Source organism: Rugosimonospora acidiphila (assembly GCF_039543385.1).
Classification (GTDB): Bacteria; Actinomycetota; Actinomycetes; order Mycobacteriales; family Micromonosporaceae; genus Rugosimonospora; species Rugosimonospora acidiphila.
In genome coordinates this window covers 97120-117297 of the sequence record NZ_BAABJQ010000004.1, presented here as the reverse complement: position 1 = coordinate 117297, position 20178 = coordinate 97120, and the positions used below count along the sequence as shown (strand labels likewise).

16 protein-coding genes are annotated in these 20178 nt (G+C 72.5%); 10 read left to right on the top strand and 6 right to left on the bottom strand.

The window, feature by feature from the left end; translation table 11 throughout:
* Positions 1 to 36 precede the first annotated feature (36 nt).
* From dxs to ABEA87_RS08155, 7 genes are all read left to right on the top strand, one after another.
* Positions 37 to 1986, top strand: a complete 1950-nt coding sequence (dxs, locus tag ABEA87_RS08185) for a 1-deoxy-D-xylulose-5-phosphate synthase (protein WP_345627564.1) — start codon at positions 37 to 39, stop codon at positions 1984 to 1986.
* Positions 1987 to 2157: 171 nt separating this feature from the next.
* On the top strand, positions 2158 to 3483 hold the full coding sequence (locus tag ABEA87_RS08180) for an outer membrane protein assembly factor BamB family protein (RefSeq protein WP_345627562.1): 1326 nt from the start codon (positions 2158 to 2160) through the stop codon (positions 3481 to 3483).
* Positions 3480 to 4970 (top strand): outer membrane protein assembly factor BamB family protein, encoded by a 1491-nt coding sequence (locus ABEA87_RS08175; RefSeq protein WP_345627561.1) that lies wholly within the window; start codon positions 3480 to 3482, stop codon positions 4968 to 4970. Before ABEA87_RS08180 ends, ABEA87_RS08175 begins: the two co-directional genes overlap by 4 nt.
* A 119-nt stretch (positions 4971 to 5089) precedes the next feature.
* The gene (locus tag ABEA87_RS08170) at positions 5090 to 5767 is read left to right on the top strand and encodes a response regulator transcription factor (RefSeq protein WP_345628165.1); all 678 of its coding nucleotides are present in this window, start codon (positions 5090 to 5092) and stop codon (positions 5765 to 5767) included.
* The gene (locus tag ABEA87_RS08165; protein WP_345627559.1) at positions 5764 to 6969 is read left to right on the top strand and encodes a sensor histidine kinase; all 1206 of its coding nucleotides are present in this window, start codon (positions 5764 to 5766) and stop codon (positions 6967 to 6969) included. The genes ABEA87_RS08170 and ABEA87_RS08165 overlap by 4 nt, the downstream gene beginning before the upstream one ends.
* A gap of 24 nt (positions 6970 to 6993) precedes the next feature.
* Positions 6994 to 7509, top strand: coding sequence for a gluconokinase (locus ABEA87_RS08160; protein ID WP_345627558.1), 516 nt, complete (start codon positions 6994 to 6996; stop codon positions 7507 to 7509).
* A 41-nt stretch (positions 7510 to 7550) separates the two neighbouring features.
* On the top strand, positions 7551 to 8024 hold the full coding sequence (locus ABEA87_RS08155; protein WP_345627556.1) for a VOC family protein: 474 nt from the start codon (positions 7551 to 7553) through the stop codon (positions 8022 to 8024).
* A 58-nt stretch (positions 8025 to 8082) separates the two neighbouring features.
* Here ABEA87_RS08155 and ABEA87_RS08150 read toward each other — a convergent pair whose 3' ends face one another.
* From ABEA87_RS08150 to ABEA87_RS08140, 3 genes are all read right to left on the bottom strand, one after another.
* Positions 8083 to 10146: a 3-hydroxyacyl-CoA dehydrogenase NAD-binding domain-containing protein gene (locus tag ABEA87_RS08150; protein WP_345627555.1), complete on the bottom strand. Its 2064-nt coding sequence runs from the start codon at positions 10144 to 10146 to the stop codon at positions 8083 to 8085.
* Positions 10147 to 10222: 76 nt separating this feature from the next.
* The gene (locus tag ABEA87_RS08145; protein WP_345628163.1) at positions 10223 to 11455 is read right to left on the bottom strand and encodes a thiolase family protein; all 1233 of its coding nucleotides are present in this window, start codon (positions 11453 to 11455) and stop codon (positions 10223 to 10225) included.
* 256 nt (positions 11456 to 11711) lie between these two features.
* Complete coding sequence (locus ABEA87_RS08140) at positions 11712 to 13094, bottom strand: HRDC domain-containing protein (RefSeq protein ID WP_345627553.1); 1383 nt, start codon at positions 13092 to 13094, stop codon at positions 11712 to 11714.
* 529 nt (positions 13095 to 13623) lie between these two features.
* Between ABEA87_RS08140 and ABEA87_RS08135 the strand changes: the two genes are divergently transcribed.
* Positions 13624 to 14646, top strand: coding sequence for a hypothetical protein (locus ABEA87_RS08135; RefSeq protein WP_345627551.1), 1023 nt, complete (start codon positions 13624 to 13626; stop codon positions 14644 to 14646).
* A 15-nt stretch (positions 14647 to 14661) separates the two neighbouring features.
* On the opposite strand, the gene ABEA87_RS08130 is transcribed toward ABEA87_RS08135, so the two are convergent.
* On the bottom strand, positions 14662 to 15231 hold the full coding sequence (locus ABEA87_RS08130; RefSeq protein WP_345627549.1) for a DUF3000 domain-containing protein: 570 nt from the start codon (positions 15229 to 15231) through the stop codon (positions 14662 to 14664).
* 86 nt (positions 15232 to 15317) lie between these two features.
* On the opposite strand from ABEA87_RS08130, the gene hemE reads away from it, so the two are divergent.
* Entirely contained in the window at positions 15318 to 16358 is a 1041-nt protein-coding gene (gene hemE, locus ABEA87_RS08125) for a uroporphyrinogen decarboxylase (protein ID WP_345627547.1), read from the top strand.
* A 136-nt stretch (positions 16359 to 16494) separates the two neighbouring features.
* Entirely contained in the window at positions 16495 to 18591 is a 2097-nt protein-coding gene (locus tag ABEA87_RS08120; RefSeq protein WP_345627546.1) for a hypothetical protein, read from the top strand.
* On the opposite strand, the gene ABEA87_RS08115 is transcribed toward ABEA87_RS08120, so the two are convergent.
* Entirely contained in the window at positions 18588 to 19127 is a 540-nt protein-coding gene (locus tag ABEA87_RS08115) for a hypothetical protein (RefSeq protein ID WP_345627544.1), read from the bottom strand. The two genes, ABEA87_RS08120 and ABEA87_RS08115, sit on opposite strands and share 4 nt — an antisense overlap.
* Positions 19124 to 20080, bottom strand: a complete 957-nt coding sequence (locus ABEA87_RS08110; protein ID WP_345627542.1) for a hypothetical protein — start codon at positions 20078 to 20080, stop codon at positions 19124 to 19126. Before ABEA87_RS08110 ends, ABEA87_RS08115 begins: the two co-directional genes overlap by 4 nt.
* Positions 20081 to 20178 lie beyond the last annotated feature (98 nt).

Here is a 20178-nt window from a genome sequence, read left to right as displayed (position 1 = left end):
GAGCGGCGCTGCGATCTCCAGTTAGAGTGATTGGTCATGAGCGCCTTTGCTGGTACCGATGCCGAGTTCCCGATGCTTGCCCGCATCGCCGGACCGGGCGACCTGAAGGACCTCACGCCGGCCGAGCTGGCGGTCCTCTCCGGCGAGATTCGCGACTTTCTGGTCGCGAAGGTGTCGCGCACAGGCGGCCACCTGGGTCCCAACCTGGGGGTTGTTGAGCTGACCCTGGCGCTGCACCGGGTCTTTGATTCGCCCACAGACCGCATTTTGTTCGACACCGGACATCAGGCATATGTGCACAAGATGGTGACAGGTCGGCAGGAGGGCTTCGGCCTGCTGCGCCGCCGCGGCGGCCTGTCCGGGTACCCGAGCCGCGCCGAGTCCGACCATGACCAGATCGAGAACTCACACGCGTCGACCGCGCTGTCCTACGCCGACGGGCTCGCCAAGGCGTTCGCGCTGCGTGGCGAGGGCCGGCACGTGGTCGCCGTGGTCGGCGACGGCGCGCTGACCGGCGGCATGTGCTGGGAGGCGCTGAACAACATCGCCGCCGCCCGCAACCCACTGGTGATCGTGGTCAACGACAACGGCCGCTCGTACGCGCCGACGATCGGGGGCCTGGCCGACCATCTCGCCGCGCTGCGCCTCAACCCCGGGTACGAGAAGGTTCTCGACCTGGTCAAGGACGCGCTCGGCCGGACCCCGCTGGTCGGCGCGCCGCTGTACGAGACGCTGCACGCGGTCAAGAAGGGCATCAAGGACGCGGTGGCGCCCCAGGCCATGTTCGAGGACCTGGGCATCAAGTACGTGGGTCCGGTCGACGGGCACGACATCGTCGCCGTGGAGTCCGCGCTGCGCCGGGCCAAGGGTTTCCGGGGCCCGGTGATCGTGCACGCGGTGACCCGCAAGGGGTACGGGTACCGGCCGGCCGAGGACGACGAGGCCGACTGCCTGCACGGCCCGGGCGCCTTCGACGTGCAGACCGGCAAGCTGCTGGCCCCGCCCACGCTGAAGTGGACCAGCGTGTTCGCCGACGAACTGGTGGCGCTGGCGCAACGGCGGCCGGACATCGTTGGGATCACGGCGGCCATGGCCGAGCCGACGGGCGTGGCCAAGCTGATGCGCGCCTATCCGGAGCGCGCCTTCGATGTCGGCATCGCCGAGCAGCACGCGGTGACCTCGGCGGCCGGCCTGGCCATGGGCGGCATGCATCCGGTGGTGGCGCTCTACGCGACCTTCCTGAACCGGGCGTTCGACCAGGTGCTGCTGGACGTGGCCATGCACGAGCTGCCGGTGACCTTCGTGCTGGACCGGGCGGGCATCACCGGCCCGGACGGCCCCAGCCACTACGGCATCTGGGACATGGCGGCCTTCGGCGTGGTCCCCGGGCTGCGCATGGCGGCCCCGCGGGACGGCGCCACGCTGCGCGCGGAACTGCGCGAGGCGGCGGCGGTCGCGGACGGTCCGACGTTGGTGCGGTTCCCGACCGGTGCGGTACCGGAGGACCTGCCCGCGATCGACCGGCGCGGCCCGGTCGACATCCTGTCCCGCGGTGAGCGCCGCGACGTGCTGCTGGTGGCCGTCGGCGCCTTCGGGCACCTGGCCGTCGAGGCCGCCGGCCGGGTAGCGGAGCAGGGCTACGGGGTGACCGTGGTCGATCCGCGCTGGGTCCGGCCGATCCCCGAGGAACTGGTCGCCCTGGCCGGCGAGCACCGGCTGGTGGTCAGCGTCGAGGACGGCGTGCGCGACGGCGGGATCGGCGACGCGCTGGGCCAGGCGATGCGCGACGCCAAGCTGTCGGTGCCGCTGCACAACCTGGGCGTCCCGGCCGGATGGCACCCGCACGGCACCCGCGCCGAGATCCTGGCGGACCTCGGCCTCACCGTGCAGGACGTCGCCCGCTTCGTGGTGGAGACGATCTCCGGCCTGGAGGCGGCGGAGACCCCGCTCGCGGCGCCACCGAACCGGGTGCGTGCCCGCCATTAACCCCGAAGGCCGCCCACCGATTCAGCCGTTCGGGGGCGGTTAGCCACCCGCTTCGGGGTACCGGATACGCGAGAGCTGTTCACATCGTCGATCCGGTGGCCACCACCGATTCCTGTTGGCGGTGGCCACCGCGACGACGAGCCGTGAGCACGGCGCGGATCGGGGTGGCGGGTGGGAACGACGGTACTCATCGATCTCGGTGATGACTGGTCGGTGGATGAGGACGCACCCGGGCACCGCAGGGCACGACCCCGATTTTTCCTGGCGGGATTGGCCGGGGTGCTCGTGCTGCTGCTGTCGGTCTCCGCGGCGCCGCCCCGTTCGGCGTTCGTCCGGGTGGCCACGATCTCGGTGCAGGGGCAGGTCACCGTCGAGCCCGGGCCGCGGTCGGTGTTCGTCGGCGAGCAGACGCTCGGCGGTCAGGACGTGAGCCGGTACTCGATAGCGACCGGGCGGCGGCTCTGGCGTACGCCGGTCTCGGACACGCCGGAGAACCTGCGGTACATCGGCGCGGCCGGGGTGGTCGCGGTCAGCACGTTCGAGCCGGTACCCGATTCGGCGCGGCTCACCGTGCTGGACGTGAACACCGGGCGGCGGCTGTGGAGCACCGCCGGGTACCCGCTGTGGTCCTGGCCGCCCGACGCGCAGGCGCAGCGCGGGCAGTACGCCCTGCTGCTGCTCGGCGCCCCGGCCGGCCCCAGGCAGCTTCGGTTCGTGCAGATGCGTACCGGCCATGTGAGCTGGTCGCGGCCGATCGAGGCGGGCTCCCAGGTGCAGCTCGCGGACTGGCGGCGCAGCGACGCGCCGGACATCCTGGTGGTCGGGCCGGACGGGGTCGCCACGGTACTGGCCCGTGCCACCGGCGCCGTGCTCGGCAGGACGCGGCTGGCCGGCATGTCCGGCCCGGACGGCGCGAACGACCCGACCGGGCAGACCAGCGTGAGCGTCGTGGGTACCTCGGTGATCGTGCAGCGCCGCGCCGGCTCCGTCACCGCGCTGACCGACTACACGCTGCCCGGCCTGACTCGCCGGTGGCAGCGATCGGGCCCGTACTTCGGCTTCCCCGGCGACTGCGGACCGGTGCTGTGCGTGGCCGAACTGGACCGGCTCGTCGGGCTGGATCCGGGCAGCGGTTCGATCCGGTGGAGCGTGAGCGACTGGCAGGGCGCCAGCCTCATCGAGGGCGATGAGCTGCTCGGGTACCGGATCGCCGCGGGCGAGCGCAGCGGGGTGCTGGACGCGCGCACCGGGCGGCTGCTGCTCGGCCTGGGCGGCTGGTCACCGCTGGCGGCGTTCGGCACGGCCCGGCTGATGGCCGAGCCGGACTCGTCGGACTACCGGTACACCTGGTTCGCCAGGCTGGACCCCGGGGGTGCCGTGCTGCACCCGATGGCCCGGGTGACCGGGATCGGGTTGCAGGGCTGCCAGCCAGACCGTGACCTGCTGTTCTGCGCGAGCATGGAGAGCGACGTCTCGGTGTGGCGGTACGCGGCATGATCGAGCTTGGCGTCCTGGAGCCCGGCGCCGAGGGCTCCCACCTGTCGCGGCGGCACGCGATCCGGCGCGGGTCCAGGCTCGCCGCCGCGCTGCTGATCCTGGCGCTGAGCCTGACGCTCACGGGGGAGCTCGGTCCGGCCTCGTCGAGACTGCGGGTCCTCAGCACCCTGCCGTTCGCGGCCGGCGCCCAGTACATCGTGGACGGCGACCAGATCTTCGTCGCCCAGGTGGGCCCCGGCGGCAACCGGGTGACCGGCTACGACCTGCGGACCGGGCACCGGCGCTGGAGCACCGCCGTCTCGGCGCTCTCCACGCTGGTGAGCCTGCAGACCAGCGAGGGTGTGCTGGTGGCCACCATGTACGCGCCCGGGCTGGACGGGGACCACACGGTCGCCCTGGACGAGGCGACCGGCCGGCTGCTGTGGCACAACCGGTACTCGATGGACATGCTGGCGCCGGGCGGCCGGGTGCTGCTGGCGCACGCGTACGCGGTGGACACCGGCCCGGTCGCGCGGCAGGGCGTGATGCTCTCCGAGCAGCTGGCCACCGTCGTCGAGGCGGTGGACCTGCACAGCGGCGCGGCGGCATGGAGCTACGAGCTGTCGGCCGGCTGCCAGCACGCGGTGACGGGGGAGCCGGGCTCGGGCACCCGGATGGCGGTGCTGTGTCCGGATGGCGACCTGCGCGTGGTCGACCTGTTCAGCGGCCGGACGCTGGGTACGGTCCGGGTGCCCTCAGCCGATCCCGACTCGGCCGATCCCGACTCGGCCGATCCCGACTCGGCCGATGCCGACCCGAGCGACTCCGACCAGGGCGATTTCGGCTCGACCGAGGCGCGGTCGGATCCCGATCCGGGCGACCAGGTCGACGCCGAGACGCTGGGCCTCGCCCCGGTCCTGTCGACGATCGGCGATCGGCTCCTGGTGGGCTCCGACGGCAACGGCTCCACCCGGGTCATCGCGTACGACTCGGCCACGCTGCATCCACTGTGGACGGTTACCGGCACCGGGGTCACCTACGGCACGTACCCGTGCGCGCGGCTGCTCTGCCTGTCCGACGACCACGGGCTGACCGTGCTGGATCCGGTCACCGGTCGGCAGCGGTGGCAGTCGCCCCAACACGTGGCGGTCGAGGTGCCCGGCGGCGGCCTGGCGTCGCAGTTGCCGTCGGCGCTCGCCGGCGACGTGCTGGTGCAGCCGTTGGGCAACTCGACGGCCGGGCTGGTCGTGGCCGGTACCGGCCGGAGCCTGCTGGACCTGGACGGCTGGCAGTCGATCATGGGCGGCACCCGGTTGCCGATCTTCGCCCGGTGGCCGGACCTGCCGGACGGGCGGGTGTGGTTCGGGGTGGTGGGCGCGAAGCCGCTGGCGATGAGCACCATCGGCTTCGCCTCCGACGTGCTCAAGGGCCAGTGCCGCGCCTTCGGGGACTACCTGGTCTGCGAGACGCTCGGCGAGCGCCTGCGCGTCTGGCGCTACTTCGCCTGATTCGAGGGCTTTGGCCGGTGATGCGTCACCGGCGATACCTCCATGATCATCATGAGGCCGGGCCGGCGCGACCGGGGGTTCTACGCTGTTCAGGGTGGATGAGCCGGCCGGAGGTAGGCGTGCGGGTACTGGTGGTCGAGGACGAGCGGAACCTCGCAGACGCGATAGCGCGGGGGCTGCGGCGCGTGGGCATGGCGGTGGACGTCGCCTATGACGGTCGCGACGGGCACGAGATGGCCTTCGTGACCCGTTACGACGTGGTGGTCCTCGACCGGGACCTGCCCGGGATCCACGGCGACGAGATCTGCGCCGACCTGGTCAAGTCGGGGGCGCTGACCAGGGTGTTGATGCTCACCGCCAGCGGCAGCGTGGCGGACCGGGTCGAGGGGCTGGGGCTGGGCGCGGACGACTACCTGTCCAAGCCGTTCGCCTTCGACGAACTGATCGCGCGGGTACGGGCGCTCGGCCGCCGGGCCACCCCGGCGGCGCCTCCGGTCCTGGCGGTGGGCGACCTGATGCTGGATCAGGCCAGGCGCTCGGTCAGCCGGGCGGGCCGGACGCTGGACCTGACCCGCAAGGAGTTCGGCATCCTGGAAGAATTGATCAAGGCGCGCGGTGCCGTGGTCTCCAGCGAGGAACTGCTGGAACGGGTCTGGGACGCGAACGCCGACCCGTTCACCACGACCGTGCGGGTGACGGTGGGGACGCTGCGCAAGAAGCTGGGCGACCCGCCAGTGATCGAGACCGTGGTGGGGGCGGGCTACCGCGTCACGGTCACCGAACCGGAACCGGCATGACCGTCTACGACGGGCGGCGGGAGCGCGGCCGGCTGCGTCCGACGCTGCGGCTGCGGCTGACCCTGCTCAACGGGATCCTGCTGGTCGGCGCGGCGGCCCTGCTCGTGCTGCTCGCCTGGCTCGTGGTGCACCAGGCACTGCGCCCCTCGCACATGCTGGCCGCCGGCAACCAGGTGGTACTGGCCGACGGGCGGCAGCTGGACGCCCGGACTTGGCAGCATGACCTGATCGGCTCCGCCGAGCGGGAACTGTTGGTCAAGGGCCTGGTCGCGGTGCTGGCGATCAGCCTGGTCGGGGTGGCCGGGGCGTACGTGGTGGCCGGCCGGGCGCTGCGGCCACTGCACCGGGTCACCTCCACCGCCCGGCGGCTGTCCGGCGAGACGCTGGACCAGCGCATCCGCTACGACGGTGCGGACGACGAGGTGGCCGAGCTGGCCGCGACCTTCGACGCGATGCTGGAGCGGCTGGCCGGCTCGTTCGAGACGCAGAAACGGTTCGTCGCCAATGCCTCGCACGAGCTGCGTACGCCGCTGGCGGTGATGCGTACCGAGATCGACGTCACCATGTCGGATCCGGACGCCGACCTGGCCGAGTACCGCCGGATGGGCACCGTGGTGCGCGACGCGTCGGAGCGGGCCAACGCGCTGGTGGAGGCGCTGCTCGTGCTCGCCCGTACGGAGGCCCAGGCGGGCCGCAGGCTGGTCCGCAAGGTACCGGCCGACCTGTCCGCCGGGGTCTCCTCGGCGCTGTCCGCGGTACAGGCGGAGACCCGCCGGCTCGTCCTGTCGGTCGACGTCGACCTGCACCCGGCGCCGGTGGTCGGCGACCCGAGCCTGCTCGACCGGCTGGCCGGCAACCTGATCGAGAACGCGGTGCGCTACAACACCCTGCAGGGGCGGCTGTGGGTGCGCACCTACTCCGACGACGAGCACGCGACGCTGGTGGTCGGCAACACCGGCTTCGAGGTGGAGCAGGCCGACCTGCCCGGGCTGTTCGAGCCGTTCCGGCGGGGCGGCCGGGAGCGGACGGGGGTACGCGGCTCCGGGCTCGGACTGTCGATCGTCCGGGCGGTCTGCGACGCGCACGGCGGCACCGTCACCGCGGTCGTGCTGCCCGGCGGCGGTCTGGAGGTGACCGTGACGCTCCCGGCGGCGGCGACCACTCCGGTGGTGGCGGCGTCCGCGAGCGTTCCGGCGCGCTGAGGCCGGTCAGGCTATGTTGATCGGGTGGCGAAACACTCGATCATCGTCGTGATGGGCGTCTCCGGCAGCGGAAAGTCCACCATCGGCGCCATGCTGGCCGGCGAGCTGGGCTGGCAGTACGCCGAGGCCGACGACTTCCACTCGGCGGCCAACGTCGAGAAGATGGCGCAGGGGCACCCGCTCACCGACGAGGACCGCTGGCCGTGGCTGCACGCCATCGGCGCCTGGATCGACATCCAGATCACCGCCGAGCAGCCCGCCGTGGTGACCTGCTCGGCGCTCAAGCACGCGTACCGCGACCTGCTGCGCCGCCCGCACGTCAAGTTCGTCTATCTGGAGGGCAGCCGCGAACTGATCCAGTCGCGGCTGACCGCCCGGCAGGGGCACTTCTTCCGCGCCGAGCTGCTGGACAGCCAGTTCGCCGATCTGGAGGAGCCGACCGCCGACGAGAACGTCCTCACGATCGCCATCGGCGGCACCCCCCGGCAGGTTGTGGATGAGATCATCAGCGGCCTGGACGGAGACCTCGCGAGTCGGTAAGCGGGTCGCGCCTGTCCGCCCGGGTGTGCGAGCGTGACGCCATGACCGCTTCCGTGCGCAACGTCACCTTCGACTGCGCGGACCCGTGGGCGCTGTCCGCGTTCTGGCAGGAGGCCACCGGGTACCCGCGGCATCCGGACGACGTACCGGGCGACGACGGGGCCGCGCTCGTCGCTCCGGACGGGGCCGGGCCGGCGCTGCTGTTCCTTCGGGTACCGGAGGGCAAGTCCGCGAAGAACCGGCTGCACCTGGACCTCCAGCCGGATACCGGACGCGACCAGGAAACGGACCGGCTCATCGTGCTCGGCGCCAGGATGGTCGACGACCGGAGGCTGCCGGATGGCCAGGGTTGGGTAGTGCTGGCCGACCCCGAGGGCAACGAGTTCTGCGTGGTGCGCTCGGCGGCCGAGCGCGCCGCGACGACCCCTCCCGCCCCGCAGCGGGTCGCCGCCCCGGAGGCGTCGCAGCAGCAGGTCGGGCTGGAGGACCCGGCCACCGAGCCGCCGCTGGGGTAGACGGCGACGGGCGCCCCGACCGCGACGGTAGGAGCGCCCGCGACACAGCTGTGCGTGGTCAGGCCGGGAGGCTGGCCACCCCGGGCGCCAGGAAGCGCGGCTGCGCGTAGCCGGCCCGGTCCAGGTACGGCGTGACGCCGCCGAGGTGGAACGGCCAGCCGGCCCCGAGGATCATGCACAGGTCGATGTCCTGAGCCTCGGCGACCACGCCCTCGTCTAGCATCAGCCGGGCCTCCTGGGCCAGCGCCCGCAGCGCCCGGTCGCGCACCTGCTCGGCGGTCAGTGCGGTGTCGCCGAGTTGGAACAGTGCGGCGACCTCCGCGTTGATGGCGCCGTCCCGGTCGGTCAGCGGCTTGCCGGCCGCCACCACGCGACCCAGGTTCTCGCTGACCCCGAACCGGTCGGGGAACGCCTCGTGCAGGGTCTGCCCGACGTGGGCCGCCACCGCCGGGCCGACCATGGTCAGCAGGGCGAGCGGCCGCATCGGCAGCCCGAGCGGGTCCAGCGCCTCGTTGGCCACGTCCAGCGGGGTACCCTCGTCGATCGCCGAGAGGATCTCCCCGAGGAACCGGGTGAGCAGCCGGTTGACCACGAAGGACGGCGCGTCCTTGACCAGTACGCAGGACTTGCGCAGCTGCTTGCCGACCGCGAACGCGGTGGCCAGCGAGGCGTCGTCGGTCCTGGCCCCGCGCACGATCTCCAGCAGCGGCATCACCGCGACGGGGTTGAAGAAGTGGAACCCGACCACCCGCTCGGGGTGCTCCAGGTGCTCGGCCATCCCGGTCACGGACAGCGAGGACGTGTTGGTCGCCAGCACGCACTCCGGCCCGACGATCTTCTCGACTTCGGCCCAGACCTGCTTCTTGACCTCGAGGTCCTCGAACACCGCCTCGATGACCAGTTCCGCGTCGGCGAACCCGGCCTTGTCCACGTCGCCGGTGACCAGGCCGCGCAGCTTGGCCGCCTTGCCCGGGTCGAGCCGGCCCTTGCCGACCAGCTTGTCGATCTCCTGGTGCACGTAGGCCACGCCCTTGTCCACCCGGGCCTGGTCGAGGTCGGTCAGCACGACCGGTACCTCCAGCCGGCGGGCGAACAGCAGCGCGATCTGGCCGGCCATCAGGCCGGCTCCCACGATGCCCACCTTGGTGACCTCGCGGGCCAGCCCCGGGCTGGGCGCCCCGGCCGGCCGCTTGGCGCGGCGCTGTACGAGATCGAAGGCGTACAGGCTGGCTCGCTGCTGGTCGGTCATCAGCAGGTCGGCGAGCGCCTCGTCCTCGGCCGCCGTACCGTCCTCGAAGCTCGCCGTCTTGGCCAGCGCGAGCAGGTCCAGCGCCCGGTACGGCGCCAGTGGCCCGCCGTGCAGCCGCTCGTCGAGCTGCTGGCGGGCGAAGCCCAGCACGGCATCCCACATCTCGCTGCGGTCCACCTCGGGCCGCTGGACCTCGGTCTGGCCGTTCACCACCGCGGCGGCCCACCCGAGCGACCGCTCCAGGAAGTCGGCCGGCTCGAACAGCTCGTCGAAGATGCCAAGCTCGCGGGCCTCGGCCGGGCGCAGCATCCTGTTCATCTGCAACGGGTTCTGCACGATCATCTGGGCCGCGCCGATGACGCCGATCAGGTTGGGCAGCAGCTGGCTGCCGCCCCAGCCCGGGATGATGCCCAGCGACACCTCGGGGAACGCGACCGCGGCCGCCCCGCCGGAGAGGGTGCGGTAGTGACAGTGCAGGGCCAACTCCAGGCCGCCGCCCATGACCGCGCCGTTGACGAACGCGAACGTCGGGACGGTGGAGTCCTTCAGCCGCTTGAAGACGCGGTGGCCGAGCCGGCCGATCTCCAGCGCCTGCTCGCGGTCGCGGATCAGCGGCATGCCGGTGATGTCGGCGCCGACCGCGAAGATGTACGGCTTGCCGGTGACCGCGATGAACGCCGGCTCGGCGGCCAGCGCCTGGTCGAGCGCGGCGTCCAGGCTGGCCAGGCCGGCCGGCCCGAACGTGTTGGGCTTCTTGTGGTCGTGCCCGTTGTCGAGAGTGATCAGTGCTGCCGGCTTGGCCAGGCCGGGCACGTTGACCTGGCGCAGCAGCGCCTTGGTGACGATCTCGGACGCGAACTCCGGGGTGCTCATGCCGGATCCTCGCTTCGCTGCGGTCCGACATGAGGCACGAATGCGCTGCAACTCTGGTTCGCTCGCTGGCGCTCGCTCACTGCTTCTGCCCCTCCCAGTGTGGGTTCTCCCAGATCACGGTGCCGCCCATGCCGATGCCGATGCACATGGCGGTGAGCCCGTACCGCACCTCGGGGTGCTCGCCGAACTCGCGGGCCAGTTGGGTCATCAGCCGGACCCCGGAGGAGGCCAGCGGGTGCCCGATCGCGATCGCGCCGCCCCACGGGTTGACCCGCTCGTCGTCGTCGGCGATGCCGAAGTGGTCGAGGAACGCCAGTACCTGCACGGCGAACGCCTCGTTGAGCTCGAACAGGCCGATGTCCTCAATGGACAGTCCGGCCAGGCGCAGGGCCTTCTCGGTGGACGGGATCGGCCCGTACCCCATGACCTCCGGCTCGACGCCGACGAATCCGTAGCTGATCAGCCGCATGGACACCGGCAGGCCCAGTTCGGTCGCCACGTCCTCGGCGGCCAGCAGGCAGGCGGTCGCGCCGTCGTTGATTCCGGCCGCGTTGCCCGCCGTCACCCGGCCGTGCGGGCGGAACGGCGTCTTGAGGCTGCCCAGCTTCTCCAGGCTCGTGTCGCGCGGGGCCTCGTCCACGGTGGCCAGCGACCAGCCGGCCTCCGGGTCGCGGGTGGCCATCGGGACCAGGTCGGGCTGCAGCTTGCCGTTGGCGTACGCCTTGGCGGTCTTCTGCTGGCTGGCCAGCGCGAACCGGTCGGCCCGCTCCTTGGTGACGGCCGGCAGGCGGTCGTGCAGGTTCTCCGCCGTCGAGCCCATCACCAGCGCGGACGGGTCCACGAGCTTCTCGGCGAGGATCCGCGGGTTCGGGTCGACGCCCTCGCCCATCGGGTGCCGCCCCATGTGCTCGACGCCGCCGGCGATGGCCACGTCGTAGGCGCCGATCGCTATCCCGGAGGAGACAGTGGTGACCGCCGTCATGGCGCCGGCACACATGCGGTCGATGGCGAAGCCCGGTACGGACTTGGGCAAGCCGGCCAGGAGTGCGGCGGTGCGGCCGATGGTCAGTCCCTGGTCGCCGATCTGGGTGGTGGCGGCGATGGCCACCTCGTCGACCCGCTCGGGGGGCAGGCCGGGGTTGCGCCGCAGCAGTTCGCGGATGCAGCGGATGACGAGATCGTCGGCGCGGGTGTTGGCGTACATGCCGCCGGCCTTGCCGAACGGCACGCGTACGCCGTCGACGAAGACGACCTCACGAACGGTGGTCGGGCGCGAGTGCTGCCGCGGGCGGCCGGCATCGGCCGTCAGTGGCGCCGGGGAATCGGGGGGCGCGGTCAGACGGCCCGCCGTAGCGTCGCCGGGCGACCGGGAGTCAGTGGAGCCGGGCACGGGAGCCTCCAGGAAGAGACGGTGTCAACCAACGATGCTACTCGTCAGTAACTATGGGTCGGGAACCGCCCCGCTGTGCCCCAGGTCACTCATCCCTGCCGCCGGGAGACCCCGACCGTGCGACCCCGACCGGGCGCGCCCTACCGGACCGGAAGGGCCGGCCCGGTAGGCACGATCACCCCGCCTCGGCCTCGGCGGGCGGCAGTGGGCTGGGCGGTACTGGTAGGGCGTGGGTGAGCGCGGCGGCGGTCAGGTCGATCTGCCACTGGCGAGCCCCATGCCCGGCCAGTACCGCCCGCACCGCGGCCTCGTCGGCCGGCTCGGGCGGATCCCAGGCCAGCCGGCGGATGGTGTCCGGAGTGAGCAGGTTCTCCGGCGGCAGCGTGTGTGCGGTGGCCAGCTTGCTGACCGCCTCCCGGCAGCGGGCCAGCCGGGCGGCGGCGGCCGGATCGCGCTCGGCCCACCGATGCGGTGGCGGCGGGCCCTCGCTGGGCGGGGTCACCGGCAGCTCGTCGCTGGGCAGCTGGCGCGCCTCATCGAGGGCGTCCAGCCAGACCCGGGACGACCGGCGGATGGACCGGCCACCGTATCCGGGCAGGGCCAGCAGCGCCCGTTCGTCCTTCGGGTCGGCGTCGGCGGCGGCGATGATCGCGGCGTCGGGCAGTACCCGGCCGGGCGCGCTGTCTCGGCGCTTGGCGATGGCGTCCCGCGCGTACCACAGTGCCCGCACCCGGGCCAGGGCGCGCGGCCCGCGCACCTTGTGGATGCCCGAGGTGCGCCGCCACGGATCTGGGCGGGACCGGTTCGGGGTGGCACCGTGCGCCACCAGCGCGGCGAACTCCTCGCCGGCCCAGTCCGCCTTGCCCTGCCGGGCGAGCTCCGCGGCCAGCAGGTCGCGCAGGTCGACGAGCAGTTCGACGTCCAGCGCGGCATAGGTCAGCCAGGAGCGCGGCAGCGGCCGGTTGGACCAGTCGGCCGCCGAGTGGTGCTTCTCCAGCGTGTAACCGAGCAGCTGCTCGGTCAGGGCGGCCAGACCGACCCGTTCGAATCCGGCCAGCCGGGCGGCCAGTTCCGTGTCGAACAGCCGCTCGGGGCGCAGCCCGATCTCGGCGAGGCAGGGCAGGTCCTGACTGGCGGCGTGGAGGATCCACTCCTCGTCCTGGATGGCCTTGCCCAGCACGGACAGGTCGCCAAACGGAACCGGGTCGATCAGCGCGGTACCGGCGCCGGCCCGGCGCAGCTGCACCAGGTAGGCCCGATGGGTGTACCGGTAGCCGGAGGCGCGTTCGGCGTCCACGGCGACGGGACCGGAGCCCGCCGCGAAACGCGCCACGACCTCGGCCAGCTCGGCCTGGGTGGTCACGGGATCGGGCGTACCGTCGCGCGGCTCGGTGAGCGGGACGGGCTGTTCACCACCGTCGAGGGCGTCCGGTTCGAACTCGTCCGTCGCTGTCAACGGTGGCCGGTCCGGAGCGCTTTCGTTGGATACGGGTTGGTTTCCGCTGTTCCGGTCCCGACTCTTCATGTCCCGGGAGCGCCCAGGTGTTTCGTCGGTCACCTATACAACTTACGGTGCCGGTGGCGCCGTCTGTTCACAGCCTCGTCCGGCGCGCCGTATCGCCGCAGAGCTGAGACCCAATCGCCGGGTCGCAAGATCCCAAGTGGGGCGGTACGTCGCCGACTGCCCGGTACGGGGCCGGGGTGGCGTGGCGTCGATACCGTCAGCCGTACGTCCATGGGAGGACGTGTGCCGGTGATCAATGCGTCTGATCGACCGCCTCCGTTTCATCCGCGCCGAATCCCGTCGAGCGCTTCCGCTAAGCCGCCACGCCCGCTAGGCCCGCAAAGCCCGCTAAGCAGCCACGCCCGCTAAGCAGCCACGCCCGCTAAGCAGCCACGCCCGCTAAGCAGCCACGCCCGCTAAGCAGCCACGCCCGGTAAGCCCGCCACGCCCGCCTCGCCCGACGACGCCGAGGACGCCGGCCCGGCCAGTTCGATCGCCGCGGTCGCCCGTCAACCGCCAACTGCTGATCGCGGCACCTACTGCCCGCCGCCGGAGCGCCGGCGGCGGTCGACCTGGAGGAAGCATGTCGCACCTCGGAACCGCACCGGACGGCGACCAACCCGCCGGCGGTACCCCAGCCCACAGACCCTCGGACCGCACCGAGCCGGCCAACCCGGCGCCCACCAGCCCCGAGCCGACTGACTCCGACCCGGCCGCCGCGGCCGATTCGTCGTTGGAGGACCTCCTGTGGGGTAGGCCGGCGCCGGTCGCCGGATCGACCGAGCGGGCCAACCCGACCGATCCCACCGTGCCCGCCGATCCCACCGTGCCCGCCGGCACTGCCGTGCCCGCCGCCGTGACCCCGGCCGGCGAACCGCCCGCCCCCGCCCTGCTGCCGCCCGCGCAGCCGGCATCCGGCCAGCCCCCCGCGCAGCCGCCGGGGTTCGGCCCGCAGCCGGGGTTCGGCCAGCCCCGGGCGTTCGGCCAGCCGGTCTCCGCGCCACCCAGCCCACCCGATGCGCCGACCTACGGCTACGGGACCGGAGCCGCCCCGGTACCCGGCCCCGCCGACGCCACGCCCCCGGCCGGGTACCCGCCGGTCTCGGCCGTACCGGTGGCGAGCGCCCCGCCCACCTCCGGCGCCGGGTACCCGGCGGGAGGCATGCCGCCGGGCTTCCCACCGCCCGGGTACGGCCAGCCGCCGGCCCGGCGGAATGCCGCGGTACCGATCTTCGCCGGGTTGACCGCCCTGTTCCTCGTCGCCGCGGTCGTGATGCTGGGGCTGCTGGTCAGCAAGACCAGCACGGACGGCAAGCAGCTGCGGGCCCGCAACGCCACGATCGCGGCTCAGCAGAGCCAGCTCGGCGTCGCGACCGATCAGCTGAACAACCTGGAGGCTCAGCTCAAGCTGGAGACGCAGCTGGCCGATGGTTCGGCGAGCGAGGTGAACGAACTGCACCAGGAGATGCGGGTGATCGCGAACTGCCTGGACCTGTCCGGGCAGGCGGTGAACGCGGAGTTGCGGGGCGACACGACCACGGCGAACAAGCTGCTGGATCAGGCCGACCCGATCTGCGACCAGGCGGAGAGCTACCTGAACAACTGACGGTGGGCCAGCGCCTCAGGTTCCGTGGGCGGCCGGCCAGGCCAGCGCGGTGACCCCCGGGGGCGGCAGGCCGGCCGTCGAGGCGAGCAGCGTGAACCACGCCGAGCAATGGCCGCCGAGGTCGCGGTCCAGCGGGGTCCAGGACGCCCGGATCTCCAGGTCGGCGCTTGTCGGCGGCCCGGCCAGGTCGCCGAACCGGGTCGAGGTGGTCTGGGTGACGGTGCCACCGATGGCCGTGTAGCCGGCGCCGTGCGTGGTCAGCGCGTCGGTCAGCCAGCTCCAGCCCACCGCGGGCAGCAGCGGATCACCGGCCAGCTCGGGCTCGAGCTCGGCCGTGAGGTAGGTGACCAATCGCAGCGTGCCGTCCCATGCGTCCTGGCCGGCCGGATCGTGGAGTAGCACGAGCCGGCCGGTCGCCACCTCGTCGCCGGCTCGGCTGACCGTGCCGGCGAAGGCGTGCGCGTACGGTGCCAGCCGGGTGGGGGCGGCGAGATCCTCAATCACGATCTCTGGCCGCGCGGCGACCGACCGCAGCGTACTGACGGCGCGCGCGAACGTCTCTGGAAGTACGGACGAGGGCGCCATGTTGGCAGCCTATTGCGATTACCGCCGTGGGAGCCCCCACGGCGCGCCGATCACCCCTTGAGTAACCCGTGCGATGATGGGCCGCGATGAGCGACACGACCGTTGAACAGTCCGTTTTTGTCCGCGCCTGTCATGGCGAATCCGTTCCGCATGTGCCGGTCTGGTTCATGCGTCAGGCGGGTCGTTCGCTCCCCGAGTACCGGAGCATCCGCTCCGGCACTCCCATGCTGGAGGCCTGCCGCCGACCCGACCTGGTCTGCGAGATCACCCTCCAGCCGGTACGGCGGCACAGCGTGGACGCGGCCGTCCTGTTCAGCGACATCGTGGTGCCACTCGCGGCGGCCGGCGTCGATCTGGACATCAAGCCGGGAGTCGGACCGGTGATCGCCAACCCGATCCGCGACGCGGCCGGCGTCGCCGCGCTGCCCTCGCTGGAGCCCGATGCCGTCGAATTCGTCGCCGAGGCGGTCCGGCTGCTCATCCCCGCGCTGGCGGGTACCCCGCTGATCGGGTTCGCGGGCGCGCCCTTCACGCTGGCCAGCTACCTGATCGAGGGCGGGCCGTCACGCACCTACGAACGGACCAAGGCGCTCATGCACGGCGCGCCGGATGTGTGGCACGCGCTGTGCTCCCGGCTCGCCGAGATCACGCTGGCCTTCCTGCGGGTACAGGTGTCGGCCGGCGTGTCGGCGGTCCAGCTGTTCGACTCGTGGGCGGGCGCCCTTTCGGAGGCGGACTACCGCCGGTTCGTGATGCCGCACTCGGCGGCCGTACTGTCCGGGCTCGCCGATGCCGGGGTGCCCCGGATCCACTTCGGGGTGGGTACGGCTCACCTACTGCCCGCCATGGCGGAGGCCGGCGCCGATGTGATGGGGGTGGACTGGCGCACCCCGCTGGACACCGCCGCCGCGCTGGTCGGGCCGGACCGCGCCGTACAGGGGAACCTGGACCCGGCGATCCTCTTCGCTCCCTGGCCGGTGATCGAGGCCGAGGTGCGCCGGATCGTGTCCGAGGGCCGGTCGGCGCACGGGCACGTGTTCAACCTCGGTCACGGCGTGCCGCCCGACACCGATCCGGAGGTGCTCACCAGGGTGGTCAAGCTGGTGCACGAGGTGTCCGCCGTCTGAGCTGTCCGGCCGGGCCCTGCCGTTCGCACCGGGGTCTCGGCTGTTGATTCCGGCCGGTAGCCTGTCCGACGTGGCCGTGGGACTCTCGTCGCCAACTGCGGCGCACCGTCGCCAATGGTGGCTCCGTCGTACCGCGTTGGGCGAAGCGACCGCGGTCATCGAGACCGCGGCGGGGGTTCTGTTCCGGCACTGGCCGGCGCTGTTCACCCTGAGCTTCGCCGGGCTGGGCGCCCGCGCCCTGCTGACGAGCGCCGCGGTGGAGGCCAGCAAGGTCAACGCCGCCCTGGGCTTCCTGGTGTTCGTGCTGGTGCCGATGACCACGCTGACCTCCCTCGTGCTGATGATGCGGGTGGTGCGAGGCTCACTGCCGTGGCTGTTCCTGGCCGAGCGCCGGGGGTCCGATGCCGCCGGAACGCCTGCCGCTGCGCGCGGCGCGCTGCTGGACCATCTGGGCAGCGTGCTCATTCCGTTCCTGGCGGTCTACGCCTCCTACGGGTACCTCAAGCAGGACCTCTCCAACTACGTCTACTCGGTGCTGTACGACGCGGTGTTCAACAACGCGGACATCTTCAACGGCGGTGCGATAGACGTGGCCTCGCGGCTGCCGTTCTCGCTCACCACGTCCGTGGTGTCGGTGGTCGTGGTCTCGGTGGTCGCGCGGTTCGTGCTCGGCAAGTGGAAGCTCGCGAAGCGGTACGGCTGGCTGGGCATCGTCGGCGCGTACGTCGAGGTCATCTGGATCTCGCTGGTCGCCGGGCTGCTCTCGCAACTGAACGGCACCAGCCACAAGTGGGTAGAGGATCGGCGGGTCGTGCACGGACTGGTGAGCGGGCTCGATGCCGCCGTGGACCATCTGGGCCCGCTCGCCGGGCTGGGGCACGCCGTCCTGTCCATCGTGGGTACGTTGTTCGACTCGGTGGACACGGTGATCGTGGTACCGGTGGCGTGGCTCGCGGTGGGTGCCGTGGTGTACGGGTACAAGATCGCTCCGGCGGAGCCGCTCGCGATCGAGCTACAAGAGCTGCTCGATCGTCGGTGGTCGAGGATGCCGGGCGTGGTGCGCAGGGTCGGCGCGGAGGCGGGCGCGAGCCTGCGGGAGCGGTTCGGCCCCCTCATCCGCGGGCTTCAGCTGCTGACCCGGACCGGCCTGCGCCCGATGCTGCTGTTCTGCCTGGCCTTCGTCATCATCCAGCCGGCCGCGACCTGGCTGTGGGAAATCGAGCGGTGGCTCATCGGTCCGCACAACCTGACGCAGCTCTGGATGCCGCTATCCAAGACGTTGAGCACGTTCAACGATGGCGTGAGCCTGGTGCTGCTCGTAGCGCTGCTCGGCTCCGCGGTCGACCGGGTGCTGCGGGTTCAACAGGTCGAGGTGTCGGCGCCGGCCGCGTCGACCGCTCGCGCGGACGCAGCCGCACCGATGCCCTCCGCGCCGATGCCCACTTCGGCTATGCCCTCTGCGGCTATGCCCGTGGCGCCGATGCCCGTGGCGCCGATGCCCTCCTCGGCCATGCCCGTGCCGTCGCTCGTGCCGGCCGCGCCCCCGCGGTCCTGGCCTCCGCTGCCGGGGTCCCCGGCGCCGCCCCAGGCTTCCGGAGGGCCGTCCCAGGCTCCCGGAGGGCCGTCCCAGGCTCCCGGAGGGCCGCCGCCCGGGTGGCCGCCGTCCGCGCCCGCGCAACGCTCATGGCCGCAACCCGTGGCGCCGATGCCGCCGCATCCCGCGCCACCACATCCCGTGTCACCGATGCCCGTGCCCGCGCAGACGATGCCCCCACAGTCCGTTCCCTTGCAGTCCGTTCCCTCGCAGTCCGTTCCCTCGCAGGCCGTGCCGCTCCAGGCGATGCCGCAGCGTCCGGTCGCGCAGCCGGCACCCCCGTTGAACGTGCAGTGGCAGAACCCAGCTCCGCAGCCGCCGTTGCCGCGGACCGCACCGCCGCAGCAGGCCTACCCGCAGCAGGCCTACCCGCAGCAGGCCTATCCGCAGTCGGCGTATCCGCAGCCGGCCTACCCGCAGTCGGCGTATCCGCAGCCGATGGCCGTTCCGTCGGTGCCGCCCGCCCAGGCTCAGGTCCTACCCTCGCCGCCAGCGGCGGTGGCGCCGCCCGCCGACCCCGCCCCCGCTGACCCGGCCCCCGCTGACCCGGCCCCCGCTGACCCGGCCCCCGCTGACCCGGCCCCCGCCGTGGACCCGCCGACGGTCGAGCATCCGATTGTCGGGCCGAACGCGAGCTAGGGCGGCGTGAGCCGGGCGTACGCGGGCATCCTCGTCGTCAGGGTGACCTGCAGCGCGACCGGACGGGCGTCCCGCGGCAGCAGGAAGACGGCCACCGTCTGGAACGTGCCGGACTTGGTGTCCAGGTCGGGCGGGGTGCAGTAGTCGACCGGGGAGTCCAGGCCCTTCAGCTCCGGGGCACCCGCGCTGAAGGTCTGGCCGTCGGCCGCCTCCAGGTACACGCGGCAGTCCTCGATCAGGCTGACCTTGGGGGTGTCGAAGTCGATTGTCGCCTGCCATGCCTGCGTACCGGCCGGGATGACGATCGGTTCGCCGAGAAAGTCCTGGAGTCCGTGGGCGACGGCCAGCTGCTCCAGCCGCATCCGCGAGCCGGCGAAGCCGACCCAGCCGCCGGGCGAGCCGGTGACGGCCCGGTGCGGCATCCCCTGCCAGTACGAGGAGTAGAGGTCCTTGACGGGGGAGTAGAAGGCCGCGACGAGCGCGGGTACCAGCAGCAGCGTCCCCCACCGGTTGCGCCGCCACCAGTTGGTCTTCATTTGACCACCGTAGGGGCCGCGACCGTCGCCGGCTTGGTCTGTGCCTTCCACTGCCGCACGGTGCCAGCGCTCACCGGCAGCGGTATCTCGGCCATCGCGTCCAGCCGGAAATCGTCGGTGGCCGGCGGTGCGGCGAGCCGGATCGACAGCTGGGTGGCGGCGGCGACCGGCACCTCGAAGGCGAGTTCCCCGGCGACCGGTATCCCCGGTTCCAGCATGTACCCGCCGTCCGCGAGGGGCTGGTCGAACCTGGTGCTGGCCCGGTACTCGTGGCCGTTCCCGTCGAGTACCGCGGCGTAGCCCACCGATGCCGGCTTGCCCACCGCGACCAGCCGGACCCGGACCAGTACCCACACCCCGCTGGTATCGCGGGTGGCGCTGGCGCCGAGAGCCAGATCGGGATCGGGATCGTTGAGGACGGCGGCGCCGCGTACCGAGAGCACGCTCGCGTCGAAGGTGCGCGCGTTGACGAGTTGACCGATGCTGCCCGTGCGGATGAACGGCTGATCCTGCTCGTCGGTGTCGGGGATGTGGTCGGTGATCAGAGCACCGAGGGCGAGGGTGGCGATGACCGTGGCGGCGGCCAGAACCCGCCGGCGCAGCACTCGGCCGGGTTCGCGCATCCGGTGGCTGCGGATCGGCGTCTGCTGCTGTGCCGATCCGTCGGCCGGGCCGGCCGGATCGGCGGAGGGCGGGTCGCCCAGCGGTCCCGCGCCGGCGGCCGGCGGTGCGTAGGCGGGCGGCGGTGCGTAGGCGGGCGCCGGTGCGTAGGCGGACGGCGGTGGATAGGCGGACGGCGGCGCGGGAGCGGACTGTGGCGCATAGGCGGGCTGTGGCGCGTAGGCCGGCGCCGGAGCGTGGGTGGGTCGCGGCACGTTGGCGGGCGGCGGCACGTTGGCGGGCGGCGGCACGTAGGCCGGGGGCGCGTAGCTGGGCGGCGGCCCCGCCTGCACGGGAGGCGCCGGATGAGTCGAGGTCGGGGAAGTCGGCGCCGGGTGAGTCGAGGTCGGGGGATTCGGGGGCGGCCAGGGTCCCGGGGGCTGGCCCGGAA